The sequence below is a fragment of the Oecophyllibacter saccharovorans genome (assembly GCF_006542375.1).
GTDB lineage: Bacteria > Pseudomonadota > Alphaproteobacteria > Acetobacterales > Acetobacteraceae > Oecophyllibacter > Oecophyllibacter saccharovorans.
In genome coordinates, this window is record NZ_CP038143.1 from 1,283,611 (window position 1) to 1,305,456 (window position 21,846).

Sequence of the window (21,846 nt, forward strand, 5' to 3'; positions counted from 1 at the left end):
ATGAAACGCGCCTTAACCGTTCTGCTTTCCAGCTGCTGCCTGCTAACTTCCTGTGTGGTGGGGCCGAAATACAAGCCGGACAATTTTCCTGTGCCGGCCTATTTTTCGGCCGCCCCCCATCCCCCGACCAGGGAGGAGATCGCCGAGACGGAAAAGGATTTGCGGGACTGGTGGGCGCTGTTTCAGGACCCTGTGCTTGACCATCTGGTGGATCGGGCCATCAAGGGCAATTACGACCTGCAGGTCGCCACGCAGAACATCCTGGCTTACCAGGCGCTCAAGCGGCAGGCCTCTGCGGACTGGTATCCGCAGATGGACGCCAATGCCGGCGCGGGGACAAACCGTTATTCGATCGATATCGACAACTGGCCGCTGCGTCCCAAGGTTTCCAGCCGCCAGCATCCGGCTGCTGCTATCCTGACCTACGGCGTGACTGCCAGCTGGCAGCTTGACGTTTTCGGCCATATCGCCCGCCAAGTGGAAGCCCAGAAACGCGTGGTCGAGGAATCGATCGAGATGCGCCGCGGCGTGCTGATGAGCCTGCTGAGCGACCTGGTCTCCGATTACGTGACGCTGCGGATGGTGCAGGAAGAGATGGATGTCGTCGAGAACTCCATCAAGGTCGCGCATTCGAGCACCGATATGGTGGAGCGGCTGTATGAAAACGGCGTCGGTAACACGCTTTCCGTAGCCCAGGCCCGGGCGGAAGAGCATACAGAACGCGCCAAGCTGCCCCCGCTTTATGCCCGCCAGCAGCGCCTGATCTATGACATGGCCATGCTGATGGGCGAGATGCCGGGCACTCTGGAGCCGGAGCTCGAGAAGCGCGAGCCCATGCCGATCGCCCCGGCCTTCCCGGCAACAGTGCCGTCAACCGTTCTGATCAACCGCCCCGATATTCGCCAGAGCGAGCGCAAATATGCTGAAAGCATGGCGCGTGTCGGCGTGGCTGTCACCAATCTCTATCCGAAATTCAGCATTCCGCTCAGCTTCAATCCCAATGCCTCGGCCTTCTACCAGCTGGCGCAGGATTACGCGATGGCCTGGAACATCCTGATGACGATGTCTGTCCCGGTTCTGCACGGCGGTAAGCTGACGGCGGAAATCAGCCAGGCCCGTCACCAGGCGGAAGGCAGCCGCCTGGCTTATCGCCAGACTGTGCTCAATGCCTTCCGGGAAGTCGAGGATGCCATGACTGACTGGTACCACGACAATACCCAGGTTCTGGAACGCAAGGCGGCCGCAACGGAAGCCTGCCTGGCGCGCGACCGGGCCAAGGAGCTTTTCGGTGCGGGGCTGACACCCTTTCTTGACGTGCTGAACACCCAGCAGAACGCCCTGAGCGCCATGGAAGCCGATGTGGTGGCGCGCGGCCTGCGCCTGAACGATGTCGTGGCTCTCTACGTTGCCATGGGCGCCGGTTGGCAGGGACGTAACCTGGGCCCGACCCTGCTGCCTGTGCAGAAGAAGAAGGAAAGCATCCTGTTGCGCGCCTTCACGCGCTGAAATCCTTGTGGGTTGTCACAAGGCCGCAGTTTTCTGCAGGCTGGCATAACGCAGGTTCATCAGCTGTTTCCGCCCGGTGGGTGCACCGCCCTGCAGCAGCATGACTTCCGTGGTGGCCTTCAGGTCAAGGCGCATGTCGTCATGGCCTGCCAGATGAATGATGCCGGCAGGATGATGGGGCCAGAGATGCTGGCAGATCCTGTTGCGTTGGGGATCGAAATACCACGGCCCCATATAGTTGCAGGTGCCGGGCAGAAACGCCGCTTCCATGTGGTCCGCATAGACGCATAAACCGATGGAAAGCTGGTCTGAAGCAAAAATCTTGCCGTGTCTGAGAACGCGTTTCTGCCAATGGCGCAACACTTCCCAGTGCGGGGCCTGCCGTGCCAGGGAGAAGATGCCGCCATTGAGCGTGGGCCGTACCCCCACCTGCCGCTGAATGCTGCGCGGGAGGCGGGCCAGGGAAGCGTTCTTGTAGAGAATGGAGCGGATCTGGGCCAGGCCGAACGGCGTCCACCGCACGCGGAAAGGCTTGTGGGTGAAGAGTTCAGCGATGACGCCGATTGCTGGGCGCTGCGTTTCGGCAGCGCTGAAAAGGAGCTCGAGCGCGGAAGCTTCCTGCACCCAGGCATCGGCATCCAGCCAGAGAATTGTGCCGGCTTCAGGAAAGAGCCGGTCGAGCCAGAGTTTGGACAGACCGATGGCCAGGCTGGGGCGCTGACGCAGGGCACGTGGGGGAATGCCTGCAGGGATGTGGGGCGGGCTGACAGGAATGCCCTGTGCCTGCAGGGCCCGGATCTGCCCGGGGGTCAGACCGCCATCCACGCAGGCCAGCGCCAGGCCGGTGAATTCAGGCAGGCGGCGGATAGAGGTGATCAGCTCCTGCAGCAGCGGGAAATAGCGTGCATCGCTGCCGGTGACCAGAAACCTTCCGCCCTGCATTTGAGCAGGAGCCCTGCCTGTATCTGCGCTGACAGGTGGGGAAAGTGGCGGCCCTGAATCAGGGAAAGGGTCGGCAGTCATCATGGCGCCATATTTAACGGATCAGAGCGGCTTGTCATGTCTCATGTCAGCAGGCGCCACAGGCTGGATGGAGCCAAGGCAGTGCTGCATGACACGGTGACGGGGCCGGCAGACTGTGTTACTCAGGGAAAAGAAACGCGGCTGACATGTTTCCTGCATGTCTCCTGCTCAAAAAGGGTGGGTGTCTTTGACAGCGTGCCGACCCCGGTATCCAGGCTTTGCCCTTGTTCAGGGGCATGACGGAGATTTCCTTTCATGACAGTTACCAAGAAACCATCGCTGGACCAGTTCCTGTTACCGGGACTGGAAGCCCTGTTCGAGAAGGCGCTTAAAGCCGGTTATCCGCGTGATGAGATTCTCGCTGTGATGATTGACCTCCTCGACGACACGACTCTGGGAGGCTTGGCAAATCCATGAGCGCTGATCCGTATACAGTTCTCGGCGTGCCGAAATCGGCAGACGAAAAGGAAATCCGCACGGCCTTCCGCAAGCTTGCCAAGAAGTATCATCCGGACATGAATCCCGATGACAAGCAGGCTGAAGAGCAGTTCAAGAAGGTCAACCAGGCTTATGACATCCTGGGCGACAAGGAGAAACGCGCCAAGTTCGACCGCGGTGAAATCGATGCCGACGGTCAGGAACGCGCGCCCTTCGGCGCAGGGGGCTTTGGCGGTGGTGGCGGCGGTTTCCGCGGCAGCTATGGCGGCGGAGGCTTCGGTGGTGGCGGCTTCGGCGGCCAGGGAAATTTCAGCGAGGACGACCTGCAGGACATCTTCAGCATGTTCGGCGGGGGCGGTGGTGGCGGTTTCCGCAGCGCCGGCGGCCGGCCGCGCAAGGGGCAGGATCTGCATGGGCAGATTCACGTCACTTTCGATGAAGCCGTGCTGGGCGGTCACCGCGACATCAATCTCGGCGACGGGCGCACAGTGTCGGTCACCATTCCGCCAGGGGTGGAAAACGACACCACCCTGCGCCTGCGTGGCAAGGGCATGCCCGGCCAGCCAGGGCGCGACGGCACGCCCGGCACGCCTGGGGACGTTCTGCTCAAGGTGTTCGTCAGTCCCAGCGCGCGTTACAAGCGCGACGGGCGCAACCTGGAAGCCACGCAGGACATCGACCTGCGCACGGCAGTTCTGGGTGGCAAGATCAGGGTCAACACGCCCAAGGGTGCGGTGGCAGTCACGGTGCAGCCCAATTCCAGCAGCGGGACGATCCTGCGCCTCAAGGGACGCGGCATTGCGGCGACGGCCACTAAACCGGCCGGTGACCTGCTGATCAGCCTTGCGATCATGCTGGGCAAGCCCGAACCCGAGCTGGAGACGTTCCTGCGGGAACACGAGAACCTGGGAACGCTTGACGGCTGACGTCGGGGCGGGGAACTGCATAGGAGGATAAAAGGGCGCCATGCACGTTTCGCATGATCCGGCTTATATCATTTCCGCCATTCTGCGTTGGCGTCCCGCCCCGCTGGGCAGTGCGCTGATCGCCATCCTGTTCGTGATCGGGCTGGGCGTGATCAGCTATGTGGGTGTGGCACGCGTCCACGGCTTCCACGTGCACGCGAATTTCGACTCCCCCTTCTGACTGATAGGCCCCGGTGATATCCGGGGCTGAGGAACAGGCGCCAAGGCTTGGTGGAATTCGGGGGGACGTATAGGGTGGGCGCTTCCACTCCCCCCCAGCCGCCGGACCTGCCTCATGACCGACCCGACGCCCCAGCCCGGCGCTCCTGAGCGCAGGGAAAAACCTGCTCTCTCCGCGCGTGGCCCTTCTGCGGCTTCAGCGCGACGCCAGGCTTTTTCGGTCGTTCTGGCCATAGAGCTGTGGGAACGGTTCGGCTTTTACGGCATGCAGGCCGTTCTGACGCTGTTCATGGTGGAAACCCTGCACATGCGTGAGGTGGAAGCCAACCTCATGCTGGGTTCCCTGGGAATGCTGATTTATACCCTGCCGGTCGTGGGCGGGTATATCGGCGACCGCCTCACCGGCACGCGTCCGATCCTTCTGGCAGGCGCGCTGGGGCTGACGGCCGGATACGGCATGCTGGCCCTCTCAATCTCGCAGCGACATCTCTTTCTGCCTGCCCTGGCTTTGATCGCCCTGTCCAACGGGCTCTTCAAGCCAAATGCCGGCACGCTGGTCAGGCGGATCTTCGCGGGCGATTCAGCGGCGCTGGATGCCGCTTTCACCCTCTACTACATGTCGATCAACGTGGGCTCGACAGTGTCCATGCTGCTGATGCCCTGGCTGCAGCTGCGCTTCGGCGCCGGCGTGGCCTTTCTGGCCTGTGCGCTGGGGCTGCTGATGGGGGTAGGATATTACCTGTGGCGCCAGCCCCTGCTGACGCGCTTTTTCTCCCGCAGCCCGGCCGGCGGCCAACTCCGCCGGCGCCCCCTGGCCCTGTGGCAATGGGGCCTGCTGATCGGTGGGCTGCTGGTGCTGTGGGCCGGCTCGGTGCTGGTTCTGGGGGATGCGGCTCTGGCGCGTTTCTGTGTGATCGGCGCCACGCTCGGGCTGCTGGTGCTGTGGGCTGTACTGTACAGGCGGGTCCCCGGTTGTGAGAAAGCCGGCCTGGCCCTGACCTATCTGCTCTGCCTGGAAACAGTCGCTTACCAGGTTTTCTACCAGCAGATGCAGACTTCCCTGACACTGTTCGCCCTGCGGGGAGTGGACGGCACTTTCTACCTGGGGCACTGGCCGGTTTTCACCATGTCGGCTGCCCAGTTCCAGGCGCTCAACCCCATCTGGATCATGATTTTCAGCCCGATTCTGGCCTGGCTTTATCACCGGGCAGCCCGGCGGGGCCATGAAACGGGCCCGGCGCTCAAGATCGCCATCGGTTATGGCTGCGTGGCCCTCGGCTTCCTGCTTTGGTGGCAGGCGGCCCGCACGGCGACCACTCTGGTGTCGCCCTGGGTCATGGTGGCGGGTTACGGCATCGTTTCACTGGGTGAACTGCTGACGATCGGGCTCGGCCTGGCCATCGTGGCCCGTTATGCGCCTGCACGCCTGAGCGCCCTGCTGATGGGCGGGCTGTTTCTGCTCTGGGGGGCGGGCATGTATGTCGGCAGTCTGGTGGCTAATCTGGCCGCCCTGCCGATCGGTGCCGGGGAGGCGACGGGGCCGCATTTCTACGCGCCTCTGTTTCATACGCTCTTTCTGGGGGCTTCGGGGCTGTGCCTGCTGGTAGTTCTTCTGCTGCCACTGGCCAGGCGGTTGGAGCGCCTGCACGCTGAGGTGTCCCGACGGGCTGATCGCGAAAACGTGTGAAGCATCTGCAGGTAAAGGTCGATATGTAGGCAGCCTGAAGGTAAGCTGCCTGACCAGGAAATGTTTTCATCCCAGCCGCCAGGCTGCCTGAATGGCTGCCAAAGGCTGAACGTGGCTTTCACGTCGCAGCTCGGAGGGAAAAGCCCCGGTTTCCTTGCAGAGTATAGCGGGGCAGGCCTCTATTCGTTACAGGAAGGCCATTCGGAAAACGCCAGGGAGAGCCCTATGAGCGGTGAGATGCTCAGAAAATCTGGTGCACGACAGGTGAGAAGAACCGGCAGAAAAATGACCGGCGCACTCCTTTTCGTGGTGCTGGGCTGGGGACTGGCACAAGAGATTTTCCCGGGCGACCCGGCACAGGCTTCCGCAGCACCCAGGTCGCGTGCGGCCGGGAGAGTGCCACCTGCCACCGCCGCCCTGACCCCCCGGCAGGCTGCGGCAGTGCTGGCCCCCCATATTTCTTCCCATACCCTGCCTGCCACGGTTGAACTTCCGTACAACCGGGCTGTGGCCACCACTCTTCTGCCGCCCCAGGCTGCAAGCCCGCATGGCAAAAGAGGGGGTGCTGATGAAGGGTTGCTGCGCCCAGGCGCGAAGCCACTTCCCGCAACTGCCGCGCCTCCCGTCCAGGGGGCGCCTACACCACCCAGCCAATCCGGACCCGCTCTACAAGAGCCAGGTCAGGTCCAGCCCTCCACCAGTGTAGCGGCAGTGCGGAGCGATGACGGGCTGCGCGAAGTCGGAAACGGGGAAGGTGAAGCGGCCTTGCCGCTGCCCGGCACGGCCCAGGATGCTTCGGCTCTGACGCCAGCTGGGGATGCCAGCGCTCTGAAACAGAAGGCAGCTGATCTGCTGAGCATGCCGGTGATCAAACAGATCTCCGCCCAGCAGCAGATGCTCAACCAGTATTTCTCCGGACTGGCCAATGAGCCGATCGGCGGTGGCACACTCGAGCGCTATCTCCCCCTGACCCCAGGCCCTCCGAAACAGACAGGCTGGCTGCCTTCGAGCTTCAGTGACTGGATGCAGTGGTCGACCATGACCGGTGACTGGGATGGCTGGCGTCCCTGGCTGGTCGATCACGGTGTGACCTTCAGCGGGCGCTGGCTTGAGGATTCGGCAGCCAACCTGACGGGCGGCATGTCACAGACCATGCAATATGCCGATGAAGAAGCCTTCAGCCTGGATTTCAACCTTCAGAAGCTCTTTCAGCTCGGCACTGACCTGGGCACGATCCACTTCACCACCGCCATCCGGCAGGGCCACAGCCTGGCCCAGAGCATGCCGGCCCTTGACAGCCCGCAGGAAATCGCCGGTTCAGGCGAGTGGGCCCATCTGACCAAGCTGTCATGGGAATATCAGTGGAACCGCTACGTGCGCACCGAGGTCGGCGAGCTGAACAGTGAAGACCAGTTTGAAGCCTCTTCCGTCTACTGGGGCGCGAACCTGTACTGTCAGTTCGAATCAAACGCCATCTGCGGTATGCCCCAATCCATTGCCATGAACTCGGGCTATGGCTGGTACCCGACCGCCCATCCCGGCGCCTGGGCCAAGTTCTTTCTGGACGGCACCAATGAGTGGACGATCCAGACCGGCGTCTACAGCGTGGATGAAACCATCCAGAACAAGGGCAACGGCTTCAAGATGGGGCTCAAGGGGGCGATGGGCAGCTTCGTGCCGTTTCAGGTGCGCTGGCACAAGGGCGGTCCTGACGACTACAGCGGGCCTTTCCAGACCAACGTGACCCTCGGCGCTTACTGGGACAGCTCGGAAGTGGAGGATGTCTACTCCAAGCTCAGCATGTTCACCATTGTGCCGCCGGCCAATGCGGCGAAATACCATGCCGGTATTCCAGCTGCCCTGCGCGGTATCATCACGCCCCGCAAGATCCGCAACCGGCACGGCGCCTATTTCCAGATCGACAGCCTCCTGCAGCGCGACAAGGCTGACCCGCGGCGTTCCACCGCCGGGTTCTTCTCATTCACCTGGGGCAATCGTGCCGCATCGCCTGCGCCGTATTTCGTCACTGCCGGCATAACGCGCAAGGGCACGTTCGCCAGCCGTCCCGAAGATACAGTCAGCCTGGGCATGAAAGCCCTCTGGGCCAGTTCCAAGCTGCGCCATGAGATCCAGACCATGCGCAACATCTGCGATGGGGGCTCTTCGGCTCTGTTTTGCGCGGTTGCCAAGCGCTCGAATGGATTGTACGTGCCGACCATGGAAACTGCGCTGGAATTCAACTACGGTTACCGCCCTGCCTGGTGGGCGCTGATCCGGCCGGGTATCCAGTATATCTGGCGGCCAGGCGGCACGCGGCGTTACAAGGACGCCTTCCTGCTGGACCTGGAAGCCGGCCTGACTTTCTGAGGAATTTTGCTGGCCGGGCAGTAAAGTTCGAGATTTCCTGAACTGACCGGAGACGATGCCATCAGCATGCCCTTGCCGCCTGCAGCGGGAACACGCTTTCTTTCTTCCAGCCGGTTTTCCGGTCCTGCCCCCGGCAGCGCCGTTGCAGGAAGGGGGGGGGAATTCCTGAAAAAAAACTTCTTGCAGAAAGCCTGCCAACTGTTGCGTGGGGCAGGCGTGTTGGGAAGCCTGCCTGTTCTCCTGGAGCCTGCCCAGGCCTTTGCTGACCCGCCCGCTTCTCCCGGGGCTGTGGCCGCCAAGCCGGTTGCGCCAGCCAGCATGGCTGCCGGGAAGAATGTCTCAGGCCCGTCGCAGTCAGGCCCGGCCGGCGGGCCGGTGGTGCATGCTTTCACTCAAGCGCCGAAGCCGAAAACCTGGTTTTCCGATATCGATGTCGGCCTTCAGGTGGAGGCCGGCATCATGGCCAACAGCGCCCGGACGCATAATGGGCAGAATTTCGGCCAGCTCCTGTCGCCTTACGCCAATGAGCCCATGCTGAACCAGATCGCCCTGACGATCACCAAACCCGTTGATCCTATCGGAGACGGCTATGGGCTGGGCTTCAATTTCCAGCTGATTTACGGCTCGGATGCCCGCATCTATGAAATTGCCGGAATTTCCGATCGCTGGATGGGGACGGAATACGAGCTCACGCCCACAGAGGCCAATGTCGCCCTGCACATGCCCTGGCTGACGAAAGGCGGTCTGGATGGCCAGATCGGCATTCTCATGGCGCCCATGGGGGTGGAAGTGCTCAACCCCGCACAGCGCGCTTTTTATACCCTGGCCTATACCAGTGAATATTCCGTGCCCTTCGAGCATGTCGGGGCTTATTTCCAGTGGCATGTGGGCGCCTGGCAGGTGCTGTTCGGCATTGATGCCGGCAACCAGGTTTCATTCGGCAAGGGCAACAACAACGGCCGGCCCGACGGGTATTTCGGCTTCAGCGGCCAGCCCTCCGACACGGTGACCGTAAACGGCCTGTTCCGGGTCGGGCCGGAAGATGCCTGGCGCACCCTGGGGCCGGCTGTCGCCCATTCGGCGCAACGCTTCTGGTACGATCTCAACGCCAGCTGGCAGATCACGCCGCGCTGGAGCGTGACCGGCGAGCTGAACCACGTCTATGATGAAGGGATCAAGGACAATACCTGGAGCGCGGTGGGCTGGGGCAGCTATGCCGCCACCCCGACGCTGAGCTTCAATGCGCGGGCAGAGGTCTACCGGGACCAGACCGGCGGGTTCGTCACCCAGTTTCCGGGCAACACTTCCTATATGCGCTCGATTCTGGGCCGTCCCGCCAGAACCCTGAGTGCGCCTCCCACCACCTACGGTGACCTGTCCTTCAACGCTGTCTGGCGACCGCATGTCAGCCGTTATGTCAAGCTGCTGCAGATCCGCCCGGAAATCCGCTTTGACCGCGCGCTCAACAACACCAGACCCTTTGCAGCCTTCACCCATCGCGACCGGATTCTGATCGGCGGTGATGTGACGCTGGGTTTCTGAAAGAGGTTTCCTCCAGGCTTCAGCCGCGCCCGCGGTAGCCCGGCACGTCCTGGGGCGGTACCCAGACATCCTGGGGGGCCGGGCCCGTCTGCCAGAAAACGTCGATCGGCATGCCGCCGCGGGGATACCAGTATGCGCCGATCCGCAGCCATTGGGGGTCCAGCAGGTCCACCAGCCGGGTGGCGATGCTGACCGAGCAGTCCTCATGAAAGGCGCCATGGTTGCGGAAGCTGGTCAGGTAGAGCTTGAGGGACTTGCTCTCCACGATCCAGTTGCGCGGAATATAGTCGATGACCAGATGGGCGAAATCGGGCTGCCCCGTCACGGGGCAGAGCGAGGTGAATTCCGGTGCGGTGAAGCGCACGACGTAACGCTTGTCCGGATGGGGGGCCGGCACCCGCTCCAGCACGGCCTCTTCGGGAGAGGCGGGCTGGGCGCTCTGGCGGCCGAGCTGGCTGAGAGCGTCAGTGCCAGGGGCCGAAGGACCTGAAGGCGGCGCTGAAGAAGAGCTCATGAATTCATTCTCCGGGCCCGGTTTCCGTTACGGCCTTTCCTGCCCGCTGCCCTGGTGTCGGGCGGGGCGGGGACACAGGAGAGGGAAGGCTTGAGAGCCGGGTTTGCAAAAAAAGTGTTTTGGGTGCAGAAGACGGCTCATTCTCATTCATTTCCCCGTTTTCTGAAAGACCGTCGAAAGCCAGTTTATGGATATTCGCAATATTGCCATCATCGCGCACGTTGACCATGGAAAAACAACGCTCGTCGACCAGCTCCTGCAACAGTCGGGCACCTTCCGTGAAAACCAGCACGTTGCCGAACGTGCCATGGACAGCAACGATCTGGAGCGTGAGCGCGGCATCACCATCTTGGCCAAGTGCACGTCGGTCGAGTGGAAGAACACGCGCATCAACATCATCGACACACCGGGCCATGCCGATTTCGGCGGCGAGGTGGAGCGTATCCTGAGCATGGTTGATGGCGTGGTCATTCTGGTGGATGCGGCCGAAGGTGCGCTGCCCCAGACCAAATTCGTGCTCGGCAAGGCCCTGGCGCGCGGTCTGCGTCCCATCGTGGTGGTCAACAAGGTGGACCGTGGCGACGCGCGCCCCGATGAGGTGCATGACGAGATCTTCGACCTGTTCGCCTCGCTGGATGCCAATGAGGAGCAGCTGGACTTCCCCATGCTCTACGCGTCAGGCCGGCAGGGTTGGGCCGATACCGAGCTGGACGGGCCCAAGAAAGACCTCAGCCCCCTGTTCGACCTGATCCTCAAGCATGTTCCAGCACCCGATCTTGATCCCGACAAGCCTTTCGCCATGGTGTCCACCATTCTCGAAAGCGACAACTTCCTGGGCCGTATCCTGACCGGAAGGGTGGAGCAGGGACGGGCGAAAGTGAACATGCCGATTCGGGCCCTGCGCCCTGACGGCACGGTCGTGGAGACGGGGCGGGTGACAAAGCTGCTCTCCTTCCGCGGGCTTGACCGCGTGCCTGTCGAAGAGGCGCAGGCGGGTGACATTGTCGCCATCGCGGGGCTGGCTGAAGCCACCATTCCCGATACCCTGGCTGATCCCGCTGTCGAGAAACCGCTGCCTTCCACCCCCATCGACCCGCCGACCCTGTCCATGACCTTCCGCATCAATGACGGGCCGCTGGGCGGGCGTGAGGGCAAGAAGGTCACTTCGCGCCAGATCCGTGACCGGCTGTTCAAGGAAACCGAAAGCAACGTGGCCATCAAGGTCACCGAAAGCCCCGAGAGCGAGGCCTTTGAAGTGGCCGGCCGTGGTGAGCTGCAGCTGGGCGTGCTGATCGAGAACATGCGCCGCGAAGGGTTCGAGCTGACCATCGGCCGCCCGCGCGTGCTGTTTCGCGACAATGAGGAGACCGGCGAGCGCGAGGAGCCCTATGAAGAGGTTCTGATCGACGTGGATGAGCCCTATTCCGGCGTCGTGGTCGAAAAGATGTCCCTGCGCAAGGGTGTGATGCAGGACATGCGGCCTTCCGGCGGCGACAAGGTGCGCCTGACCTTCCTGATCCCCTCGCGCGGCCTAATCGGCTATTATGGCGAGTTCCTTACCGACACGCGCGGCTCAGGCATCATGAACCGTCTGTTCCATTCCTACGGGCCCTATGCAGGCCCGATCGAGGGACGCCGCAACGGTGCATTGATTTCCGCAGAGGACGGCCAGACGACGGCTTATGCGCTTGATGCCCTGCAGGACCGTGGCGTTCTGTTCGTTGATGCCGGTGAGAAGGTTTATACCGGCATGATCCTGGGCGAGCATTCGCGCGAGAACGACCTGGACGTGAACCCGGTGCGCGGCAAGAAGCTCACCAACATGCGCGCTTCCGGCAAGGATGACGCTGTGCAGCTGACACCCCCGCGCGTCATGAGCCTTGAGCAGGCCATCGCCTATATCGGGGATGACGAACTGGTTGAGGTGACGCCCTCTGCCATCCGCCTGCGCAAACGCTACCTGGACCCCAATGAGCGCAAGAAAGCCGCTCGCAGCGGCAAGAATGCCTGAGCTGACCCCCTGCAGGGTCTGAATGGCAAAAACGGGAGCTCCCAAAGCGGGGCTCCCGTTTTTGCATTTAAGGGCTTTCTGTTAGGCCTGCGGGTGCAGGCTCGGCAGGGGACAGGGAAGTATTGAGGCGTTTCTGCATCCATTGCAGGTCAAGCCAGCGGCCGAACTTGCAGCCGACCTGTTCCATGAGACCGGCTTTCAGGAAGCCGTGTTTTTCATGCAGCCGGATCGAGGCGCTGTTGGCCGCATCAATGCCTGCGATCATGACATGCCTTTTCCCGCGGGTGGCATGGTCAGTGAGGGCCTGCAGGAGAAGCGAGCCGACCCCGCGGCCCCGGTGGGCCTGGCTGACATAGAGGGAATGCTCGACTGAAAAGCGGTAACCGGGCCAGGCGCGGAAGGTGCCGTAAGTGCCAAAAGCTGCAACCCGCCCGTCATGTTCAGGACCGGTGTTTCGGAGGGTTGCCACGATGACCGGCCAGCCTGCAGCCTCTTTGGCTCTCAGCCAGGCCGCGCGTTCGGTCAGGGTGGTGGGAACCTCCGTATAAACAGCCGTCGTGTCGCGGATGGCGCTGTTGTAGATGGCCAGGATTGCCGGCAGGTCTTCCGGCCGGGCAGGGCGCAGGCTGATATCATTGCCGCAGCTGTGCCCGGTGAGGGTGCCGGAGACCGCAGAAGGGGGCTGCACGCGCGTCGCTCAGGCGCCGGGGGCGCCGCGGCTGGTGGAATGCTCGAAGCGCAGCGCCTCCTCGGGGCGGGCTGTGGCAAAAGCCGCGTGGGCTGCGACAGCGCCTTCGGAAAAGCCCTGCAGGATCAGCTTCAGCTTGCCGGGATACTGGGCCACGTCACCGATGGCGTGGATGCCGGGGACATTGGTGGCCATCGTCGCGGGCTCAACGGGGATGGAGGTGCGGTGTGTCTCAAGCCCCCATTGCGCGATCGGGCCCAGATCTGTCGACAGGCCGTAGAAGGGCAGAAGCACGTCAGCTGCCAGCAGGCGCGACTGGCCGTCAAGGGTCTGCGCCTCGACATGGGTGAGCGCTCCCGCCTCTCCGTGCAGGGCATGAAGCTGATAGGGAACGATCTTCTCCACCCGCCCTTCGGCGATCCGTTCCTCAATGCGTGCCAGCGTATCTGGCGCGCCGCGGAAACGGTCGCGCCGGTGCAGGAGGCAGACATGCGCTGCCACTTCGGAAAGGGAAAGCGCCCAGTCCAGGGCCGAATCGCCGCCGCCTGCCACCACAACCCGCTTGCCGGCGAACTCCGAGCGCTTGCGGACGTAATACTGCACGCATCCTGTCGCCTCGAAAGCTTCCAGCCCCTCCAGCGGCGGACGGTTGGGGCCGAAAGCGCCTGCACCGGCAGCGATGATGACGGCTTTGGCCCGCACGATGTCGCCACGCGTGTTGCGCAGGGTGAAATTCCCCGCTTCTCCCGTGAGTTCGACCACCTGGCTGCCCAGAAGCCGCGGCACCTCGAAAGGGGCGATCTGCGCTTCCAGCGCCTCGATCAGCCCGCCGCCCGTGATGGAGGGGTGAGCCGGAATATCATAGATCGGCTTTTCCGGATAAAGGGCCGCGCATTGCCCGCCTGTCGTGTCCAGCACGTCCATGAGCACGCAGCCCAGGCGCAGCATGCTGCATTCAAAAGCGGCGAAAAGACCGACCGGCCCGGCCCCGATGATGGCGATGTCAGTTTCCAGCTGCCGGGGTGCTGCAGAGGGAGGCGCAGGGCGTGGGGCATCAGGGGGCAGATGGGTCATGGGATGATTATAGGCAATTCGCAGTTTCAAGGTAGAGCGTGTTAAACGGGTGCGTGTAAAAGAAGCCCCTGTCAATTCACTCCTGTCAGTTCAACAGTGTCGCTGCCCCAGGCAGAGGTTATGCCCTGTACCGTGTCCTGCAACGACCCGCGTGACAATCCGGATTCCTGTTCGTGCCTTCTCCCAAGCCTCTCACCCACCGGCCGCCTTGGCATTTCCGACTGCCGACCCAGGAAGCGACAGAATCCCTGGCGCGCGCCCTGGCGGGCACAGCGCGCCCCGGGGATTGCTGGGCGCTTTCAGGAGAGATGGGCAGTGGCAAAAGCACCTTTGCCCGCGCTTTTCTGCGGGCGCTGTCGCAGAATCCGGCTCTTGAGGTGCCCAGCCCGACCTTCTCGCTGGTCCAGCCCTATGAGACGCCGGTCGGCCCGGCCTATCACTACGATCTGTGGCGGCTGGAAGGACCTGAAAGCCTGGCGGAGCTCGCCTGGGATGAAGCTTGCGCCGACCTCATGCTCGTGGAATGGCCTGAGCGTGCGGAAGATTGCCTGCCCCCTGACGCCGTGCAGCTGATTTTCTCCATCCCGGTTCCTGAAAATGGTTCTGGCCTGAAAGACAGCGGTGAGGGGGAAATGCAGATGCGGGAAGTGACGGTGCGCAACTGGCCGCCCGAGCGGGCCTTTCCTGAAGTGGCTGGGCTTTCAGGGGCAGCGCTGTCATGAGCGGTATTGCCACCCTTGCGGCAACGGAACCCTTTCTGGACCGGATCGCCCAGGAGTGGTTGCAGCGCTACGGCGCGCGCGATGAAGGCGGTGCTGCAGGCGGACGCATTCTCGTGCCGGGCCGCCGTGCGGCGCGCGCGCTGCAGGAAGCGTTCCTGCGCGTTCTGGATGGGCGCGCTGCCCTGCTGCCGGCCATCACCCCTCTGGGAGATCTGGAGGAGGAAACGCTGTTTGCCATGGATCTGGAAGCACGTTTTCCGCCTGCCGTGGACCCGACCCACCGTCTGGTGGTGCTGACACAGCTTGTGCTGAAAGCCCCTCTGGCCCGAATTGCCGACAATTCCGAAGGCGCTCTGGAGCGTGCCTGGCCCCTGGCCCAGGCGCTGGCGCAGCTGATGGATGAGGCCGAGCGTGCCGGCGTGGACTTGGCCCACGCGCTGCCGACGGCGGTGGCTGAAGATTACGCCGAGCACTGGCAGGAGACGCTGGTCTTTCTTGAAATTGTCACGAAATTCTGGCCTGCCTGGCTGCAGGAGCAGGGATTTTCCAACCCTGTTGCCCGGCAGGTGAGCCTGCTGCGGGCGCAGGCTGAAGCCTGGCTGCAGGCGCCGCCTGAAGGCCCTTTATGGGCAGCGGGTTTCGTTGATGGCAGCGGGGGGGTGGCCGAGCTGCTGGGGGCCGTGGCGCGCGCACCTGAAGGGTGCGTCATACTCCAGGGAGTGGATCTGAAACTGAACGAGCCTTTGTGGGAAAGCCTGCCCCAGGCCCATCCCCAGGCGCTGCTGCGCGATCTGCTGACAACCCTTGAGGTCCCGCGCAGCCGCCTGGAAGTGTGGGCGCAGTCGTCTCCCCCTGCACAGGACAGCCATGCAGCAAGGGAAGGGCTGATGCGCCAGGTGATGCTGCCTGAGCAGGGGCTGTTCAGCTGGGGCCGCCAGCAGCCGCATTCCCTTCTGGCAGCCGGCGTGGAAGGGTTGAGCCTGCTGACGGCCGAAGACACCCAGCAGGAAGCGCAGGTCATCGCGCTCGCCCTGCGTGCGATTGCTGAGCAGCCGGGACGGCGGGCCAGCCTGGTCACGCCCGATCTCTCCCTGGCGCGGCGCGTGGAGACCGAGCTGCTTCGTTTCGGCATTCATGCCGATAATTCGGCCGGTGAGCCCCTCAGCGGAACGCCGCCGGCTGTTTTCCTGCGTCTTGTCGCTGATGCGGCGGCCAGCCAGCTTGCCCCGGTCGCCCTGCTGGCCGTGCTCAAGCATCCTTTGGCCTCACTGGGTCTGGGGGCTGGCCGGGCACGGGCCAGCGCGCGGCTGCTGGAGCGCCAGCTCCTGCGAGGCCCGTCGCCCCCACCAGGCATCGCCGGTCTGCGCCAGGCCCTGGCTGAGCGTGAGAAAGAGCTTGAAAAAAACACCCTTAAGCATGGGCAGGATGGCCAGTCCCCTGAGAGGGGGGAAGACCCCGCCAGCTGGGGCAGCAGTGCCGATGCGCCCCATACTCCCGCCCCGCTGAAAGCCTTTCTGGACAGGATTGAACAGGCCTTCGCGCCCCTGCTGGCGCTGGAGGGCGATGCTTCCCTGCCTGACCTGCTGACCGGTCTCGTGCAGGCTGCCGAAGCGCTGGCTGCATTGCCGGAGGAAGCGGAAGAGGAGAGCTCTGCGCGCCCGGGCGCGCAGTTGTGGCGCGGGGATGACGGGCGCCTTCTGTCGCGTCACCTGGCTGAGCTCATGGCCCATGGCGAAGCCCTGCCCGGCCAGCGGCTCAACGGGCTGGAGGCCTTTCTGACCGTTTCAATGGCCGGCAAGAGCCTGACAGGGTTGCGGGGCCATCAGCAGGGTGTGGCGCTGGCCCATCCGCGCATCTCCATTCTCGGGGTGCTTGAAGCGCGCCTCATGGCCTTTGATACGGTCATTCTGGGCGCCCTGACGGAAGCCAGCTGGCCGCCGGCAACCGATCCCGGCCCATGGCTGAGCCGCCCGATGCGCCAGCGGGTCGGGCTGCCTTCCCCCGAGCGACGGCTGGGGGCGAGCGCGCATGATTTCCTCATGTCGGTTCTGGCCTCCCGTCAGGTGCTGCTCTCCGCCCCTGCCCGGCGGGAAGGCAGCCCTGCCGTGCGTGCGCGCTGGCTGACGCGCTTGCAGGCCTATCTCTCCGGCCAGGAAGAAGCGCCTGCCCTGCCTGCGCCAGCAGCCCTGGCCTGGCAGCAGGTTCTCGACCGCCCGCTTCATGCAGTGGCAACCCCTGTCGCGCCGCCCCGTCCGCGGCCGCCGCTGGCGCTGCGTCCGCGGCGGCTGAGCATCACGGAGATCGATCTTCTCAAGCGTGATCCCTATGCCATCTACGGCCGCCATATCCTGAAACTGCGCCCCTTGCCGCCTCTGGAGGAGGGGGTGGACCACGCCCATTACGGATTGGTGGTGCATGCGGCGCTGGAGGAGATGTTCCGCCGCCACCCCCAGGCCTGGCCCGCTGACGCGCGCCGGGAGCTGGCAGACTGTTTCGAGCGGGCCCTGAAAGCGCAGCCACTGCGCCCGGCCCTGGTGGCCTGGTGGCGCCCGCGCCTGGAGCGGATCGCTGACTGGGTTGTTGCCCAGGAACTGCCGCAGCGTCTGGGCGGTGGCGTCTGGACCACCGCTGCTGAAGCAAAGGTGCGCCATGTCCTTCACGGCCTGCCCGGCGGTTCCTTCACCCTGACCGGTCGGGCCGACCGGATTGATCTTGCCGCCATGCATGACGGAGCTGAAGACGCGCCTGCTGCACTGCGTGCGGCACGCGTGTTCGACTACAAGACCGGCACGCCGCCGCGGAAGGCGGATGTGGCCTTGGGTTGGGATTCCCAGATGGTGCTGGAAGCCGCCCTGCTGGCACGGGGATATTTCCCGGACCTGCCGGCGGCGCGCGCTGAAAGCCTGGTTTACTGGCAGCTGCAGGGCGGTCCTGTACCTGGCAGGGTGCATGAGATGCCGGGCAGGAAAAGCGCGCTTTCCCTCGATGAGCTGGTTGATGGCGCGCTGGACCAGCTGGCTGCCCTGATCGGTGATTACGACAACCCTCGGCATGCCTATCTGTCGCATCCCTGGGCTGAACATACGGCGCGCTTTACCGATTACGCCCAGCTGGCGCGCGTCAGTGAATGGCGGAGTGGTAGCCGGTGAGCGGAGAAAAGAGAAGTCTGAAAACGGCTGAAGATCAGACCGGATCCGGCGGCCAGGAAGGTGCTGCGTCTCTGCGCGACCAGGGGTTGGCCCTGTTGCGCGCCAAGGCTGAAGCGGATGCGGCCCAGCTTGTCGCCTCTGACCCCATGGCGTCGGTTTTCGTCTCGGCTTCGGCCGGTTCAGGCAAGACCAAGCTCCTGATCGACCGCCTGTTGCGCCTGATGCTTCCCCTGTTTCTGCCGGACCGTGAAGGGGAGATGCGGCTTGTGGCAGGCACTGACCCGGCGCGCATTCTCTGCCTGACCTATACCAAGGCGGCAGCTGCGGAGATGGCCACCCGCCTGCAGGACCGCCTGGGGCGCTGGGTCACCCTGCCTGAAGAAAAACTGGCCGCGGAGCTTACGGCCTTGCAGGTGCCCGACACGCCTGAGACTCGCGCCCAGGCACGCGGGCTCTTCCTGCGGGTGCTGGACCTGCCGGGCGGGTTGCGGATCGAGACGATTCACGCCTTCTGCCAGTCGCTGCTGCGCCGTTTCCCCATTGAGGCAGCCATTGATCCGCGCTTTTCCCTCATGGAGGAAAGCGACAGTGGGATCGCCCTGCGCGCGGCGCTGGAAGAGGAAGTCGCCGCCCATCCTGCAACTGTCCGGGACCTGGCAGGGCAGGTGGGGCTGGACGACCTTGTGAAGCGTCTGGCCGAACTCAATGAAAAAACCGGTCGCCTGCGGGGCCTGCTGGCGCGTCTCAGCCAGCAGCCCGACCAGGTGAACGAGGATTATGCCCATCTGCTGGAGATCGTTTCAACAGACCGCGCCAGCCTGCAGCGCGATATGCAATCCCTGGCTGAAGAGGAGAAGATACGCACCGCCCTGCAGGCGGCCCTGCCCCTGGTGAGCGCCAACAGCCGTCAGACTTTCGTGGAGCCCCTGCTGCAATGGCTTGCAATTCCTGCAGCAGAACGTGATCCGGCACGCTTGCAGGCCCTTCTGCTGACCCAGAAAGGGGAAGTGTGTAAGATGGAGCGGCGTATCACCAAGGAAGCGCGCAAGAGCCAGCCTGATCTGCCGGCCTGGCTGACGGCGGAAGGCGAACGGCAGCTGAAACTGCTCGAAGCCGGGCGGGCGCTGGAGCTGCTGGCGGTCAACAGGGATTTCCTGCAGCTGGCTGCCCCGGTCCTGATGCGCTACCAGCAGGAAAAGACCATGCGTGGCCTGGTCGACTACAACGACCTTATCGCCCGCACGCGCCTGCTGCTGAATGATCCGGGCGCCGCCTGGGTCATGTACAAGCTTGATGGCGGCATTGATCACCTGCTGCTTGACGAGGTGCAGGACACCTCGGGCCTGCAATGGGAGATCGCAGGCGCCCTGACCGAGGAGTTCTTCAGCGGGGAAGGGGTGCATGACCAGGCACGGCCCCGTACGGTCTTCGCAGTGGGCGATTTCAAGCAGTCGATCTACAGTTTCCAGGGCGCTGAGCCGGACCAGTTTCACACATGGCGGAAGATCTTTGCCCAGCGGGTGAAGAAAGCCGGGCTGCTGTGGGCGGAGCCGCAGCTCAATGTCTCTTTCCGTTCAGTGCCGCCGGTGCTCGAGACGGTCGACAGCGTGTTTGCTGCCCAGCCGGCCTCAGCCGGCCTGCGTGACGGCGAGGCGCCCTTGCCGGCCCATGTCTCGGCCAGGCCGGGGCAGGGCGGTCGCGTCGAGCTGTGGCCGCTGGTCCCGCAGGTTGAAAAGGAGGAGGGGCAGGAGTCAGGGCCGTGGCGGGCGCCGACCGTCAACAGGGATCGCCGCACGCCGCCGCAGATTCTGGCCGCTGCCCTGGCGGACTGGCTGCAGGAACATCTGGGCCGCCCCCTTCAGCCTGGCACGCCGCCGTTGAAGCCCGAGGATGTCATGATCCTGGTGCCGCGTCGCTCGGCCTTTCTGCGGGCCCTGGTGCGGGCGCTGAAGGCGCGCCAGGTACCGGTGGTGAGTTTCCTGCGCGCCGAAATGCTGGAGCAGCCGGCTGTCCAGGATGTGCTGACCCTGTGCGCCACGCTGCTGCTTCCCCAGGACGACCTCAGCCTGGCCTGTGTTCTCACGTCCCCCCTGGGCGGACTGAGCGATGCTTCCCTCATGGCCTTGTGTACTGATGATGGCCACCGTTCCCTGCTGGGCCCGAGCGGCCGGCCTCTGTGGACCGTGCTGCGTTCACGCCACCGGGAGCGGGCGGAGTGGCGGGCAGTCTGGGAGCGCCTTGAAGCCTTGTTCAACAGGGTGGATTACGAAACGCCTTACGGGCTTATGGTGCGCATTCTGGGCCAGCACGGGGGGCGGAGCGCGCTGCAGGCCCGTCTGGGGGTGGAAGCGGCCGAGCCGCTTGATGAGCTGCTTAATGCCGCCCTGCGTTATGAAGAGCGCCACACGCCTTCCCTGCAGGGGTTTCTGCACTGGCTTCAGGGCGCTGAGCTGACGATCCGCCGTGAGGCGGAAAGCGTCAGTGACGCTGTCCGGCTGATGACGGTGCACGGGGCCAAGGGGCTGCAGTCGCGCCTCGTTATTCTGCCGGATACCACCTCATCGGGCCAGCGGGAGCCGGGGCTGCTGTGGGGGGAAGTGGCGGGAATGGAAATGCCGCTCTGGGTGCCGCGCCGCGACATGAGCGTTCCGGCAAGCCGGCATCTGGCTGAGCAGGCCCGCGAACGTGCACGCCGCGAGCGCAACCGGCTGCTTTACGTGGCTCTGACGCGTGCCAGTGACAGCCTGCTCATCTGCGGTTGGGAACAGGGCCGACCCCGCAGGGGAGAAGAAGACGTCGGGCCGGAAGCGGAAGAGCCAACCGACAGTGAAGGCGGGGAGAACTGGTACCAGATGTGCCGCGCCGGGTTGGAGCGGCTGGCCGGCGTAAAGAGGGAGGCGTTTGAGCCGCCCCTGCTGAAAGGGGACGTGTCGCAGGAGGGGGAAGGCTGGAGCGGTGAGAAGCTGGTGCTGGAGGAAGACTGTACCCAGACCCAGCCTGAAAAGCCTTCCGGAAAGCCTGTGGCCGTGGTTTCTGAAAGTGCGGCATTGCCGGACTGGCTGGGTCAGGCGCCGGACTGGCAGGTACGTCCGGCCCCCCTGGAACACGCCCTGGCGCGCCCGCTGACGCCGAGTCGCCCTGAAGGGGCGGAATACGGGTTGCAGCCGCCCGTTCCCGGCCCGCTGGATGCGGCCCAAGACAGAGAAGGGCTGCAGGAGGGACGGGACGCTGCAGCAAGTGCCGGTCCGCTGGCCCTGGGCGCCCGGCTGAAGACGGCAGCCCGACTGCAGGGAACAAGTGCTGCCAGCCGGCGTGCGCGCGCCATGCAGCGCGGCGTTCTGGTCCATCGCCTGCTTCAGCTTCTGCCGGACATCGCGCCTGATCAGCGCAGGGCCCATGCGCTGGCTTACCTGCAGCGCCCTGGCTGGGCGCTGGCGCCTGCCGAAGCTGAGAGATTGACCGGCCAGGTTCTCCAGGTCATGGAAGCAGGCGCCCTGGCCCCGCTTTTCGGTGCGGGGAGCCGCGCGGAACAGGCGATTTCCGGCGTGCTGGCATCAGATACACTTCCTGACGGCTCAGTCGCTGACGGTTCAGCCCCTGACGGGAGAGGCAGAGTGGTTCTGGGTCAGGTGGACCGCTTCTGCCTGCATGAAGGCGTTCTGTGGCTGTGTGATTACAAGACAGGCCGCAGGCCACCCGGCAGCCTCGCTGGGGTGCCGGAGGTCTATCTGCGCCAGATGGCAGCCTATCGCGCGGTATTGCAGCAGATCTATCCCGGCCTGCCAGCACGCTGTTTTCTGGTCTGGACAGAGGGGGGGGATGCCGGTCCATTGGTCATGGAGCTTCCCGGCCCTGTACTGGATCGCGCCCTGCAGGCATTGCTGACTGAAAGCCGACCCTGAGCCTTTGTTGGCGGCGGCAGGCTTCAGCAGGGAAAGGGGTTGTGTTTTTGCCGACCCCTCCCGATATCAGCAGGAGAC

General features: G+C 64.1%; 15 protein-coding genes. 11 read left to right on the forward strand and 4 right to left on the reverse strand.

Annotated elements, in window-relative coordinates:
* The gene (locus tag E3E11_RS05545; protein WP_141451524.1) at positions 1-1,506 is read left to right on the forward strand and encodes an efflux transporter outer membrane subunit; all 1,506 of its coding nucleotides are present in this window, start codon (positions 1-3) and stop codon (positions 1,504-1,506) included.
* Between the two features lie 15 nt (positions 1,507-1,521).
* On the opposite strand, the gene E3E11_RS05550 is transcribed toward E3E11_RS05545, so the two are convergent.
* On the reverse strand, positions 1,522-2,448 hold the full coding sequence (locus E3E11_RS05550; protein ID WP_141451525.1) for a glycosyl transferase: 927 nt from the start codon (positions 2,446-2,448) through the stop codon (positions 1,522-1,524).
* A 336-nt stretch (positions 2,449-2,784) separates the two neighbouring features.
* On the opposite strand from E3E11_RS05550, the gene E3E11_RS08470 reads away from it, so the two are divergent.
* The 6 genes from E3E11_RS08470 (at position 2,785) to E3E11_RS05575 (ending at position 9,708) form a co-directional block, all read left to right on the forward strand.
* Positions 2,785-2,946: a hypothetical protein gene (locus E3E11_RS08470; protein WP_168189208.1), complete on the forward strand. Its 162-nt coding sequence runs from the start codon at positions 2,785-2,787 to the stop codon at positions 2,944-2,946.
* Positions 2,943-3,893 carry a DnaJ C-terminal domain-containing protein gene (locus E3E11_RS05555; RefSeq protein ID WP_141451526.1) on the forward strand — a complete coding sequence of 317 codons (951 nt, stop codon included), beginning with the start codon at positions 2,943-2,945 and terminating at the stop codon, positions 3,891-3,893. Before E3E11_RS08470 ends, E3E11_RS05555 begins: the two co-directional genes overlap by 4 nt.
* 40 nt (positions 3,894-3,933) lie before the next feature.
* On the forward strand, positions 3,934-4,113 hold the full coding sequence (locus E3E11_RS05560) for a hypothetical protein (RefSeq protein WP_141451527.1): 180 nt from the start codon (positions 3,934-3,936) through the stop codon (positions 4,111-4,113).
* A gap of 114 nt (positions 4,114-4,227) precedes the next feature.
* Positions 4,228-5,799: a peptide MFS transporter gene (locus E3E11_RS05565; protein WP_141451528.1), complete on the forward strand. Its 1,572-nt coding sequence runs from the start codon at positions 4,228-4,230 to the stop codon at positions 5,797-5,799.
* 285 nt (positions 5,800-6,084) lie between these two features.
* The gene (locus tag E3E11_RS05570; protein WP_168189209.1) at positions 6,085-8,166 is read left to right on the forward strand and encodes a carbohydrate porin; all 2,082 of its coding nucleotides are present in this window, start codon (positions 6,085-6,087) and stop codon (positions 8,164-8,166) included.
* Positions 8,167-8,346: 180 nt separating this feature from the next.
* Positions 8,347-9,708, forward strand: a complete 1,362-nt coding sequence (locus tag E3E11_RS05575; protein ID WP_231118851.1) for an outer membrane beta-barrel protein — start codon at positions 8,347-8,349, stop codon at positions 9,706-9,708.
* A gap of 19 nt (positions 9,709-9,727) precedes the next feature.
* Here the strand turns inward: E3E11_RS05575 and queF are convergent, their stop codons facing one another.
* The gene (gene queF, locus E3E11_RS05580; protein WP_141451530.1) at positions 9,728-10,222 is read right to left on the reverse strand and encodes a preQ(1) synthase; all 495 of its coding nucleotides are present in this window, start codon (positions 10,220-10,222) and stop codon (positions 9,728-9,730) included.
* Between the two features lie 187 nt (positions 10,223-10,409).
* Here queF and typA point away from each other — a divergent pair, with 187 nt between their 5' ends.
* Positions 10,410-12,233, forward strand: a complete 1,824-nt coding sequence (gene typA, locus E3E11_RS05585) for a translational GTPase TypA (RefSeq protein ID WP_141451531.1) — start codon at positions 10,410-10,412, stop codon at positions 12,231-12,233.
* Between the two features lie 67 nt (positions 12,234-12,300).
* On the opposite strand, the gene E3E11_RS05590 is transcribed toward typA, so the two are convergent.
* Positions 12,301-12,921 (reverse strand): GNAT family N-acetyltransferase, encoded by a 621-nt coding sequence (locus E3E11_RS05590; RefSeq protein WP_231118852.1) that lies wholly within the window; start codon positions 12,919-12,921, stop codon positions 12,301-12,303.
* A gap of 9 nt (positions 12,922-12,930) precedes the next feature.
* Positions 12,931-13,995 carry an NAD(P)/FAD-dependent oxidoreductase gene (locus E3E11_RS05595; RefSeq protein ID WP_141451532.1) on the reverse strand — a complete coding sequence of 355 codons (1,065 nt, stop codon included), beginning with the start codon at positions 13,993-13,995 and terminating at the stop codon, positions 12,931-12,933.
* Positions 13,996-14,168: 173 nt separating this feature from the next.
* Here E3E11_RS05595 and tsaE point away from each other — a divergent pair, with 173 nt between their 5' ends.
* From tsaE to addA, 3 genes are read left to right on the forward strand one after another with little or no spacing between them, the layout of a single operon-like run.
* The gene (gene tsaE / locus E3E11_RS05600) at positions 14,169-14,717 is read left to right on the forward strand and encodes a tRNA (adenosine(37)-N6)-threonylcarbamoyltransferase complex ATPase subunit type 1 TsaE (RefSeq protein ID WP_141451533.1); all 549 of its coding nucleotides are present in this window, start codon (positions 14,169-14,171) and stop codon (positions 14,715-14,717) included.
* Entirely contained in the window at positions 14,714-17,866 is a 3,153-nt protein-coding gene (gene addB / locus E3E11_RS05605; protein ID WP_141451534.1) for a double-strand break repair protein AddB, read from the forward strand. Before tsaE ends, addB begins: the two co-directional genes overlap by 4 nt.
* Positions 17,863-21,768: a double-strand break repair helicase AddA gene (addA, locus tag E3E11_RS05610; protein ID WP_231118853.1), complete on the forward strand. Its 3,906-nt coding sequence runs from the start codon at positions 17,863-17,865 to the stop codon at positions 21,766-21,768. The genes addB and addA overlap by 4 nt, the downstream gene beginning before the upstream one ends.
* Positions 21,769-21,846: the final 78 nt, after the last annotated feature.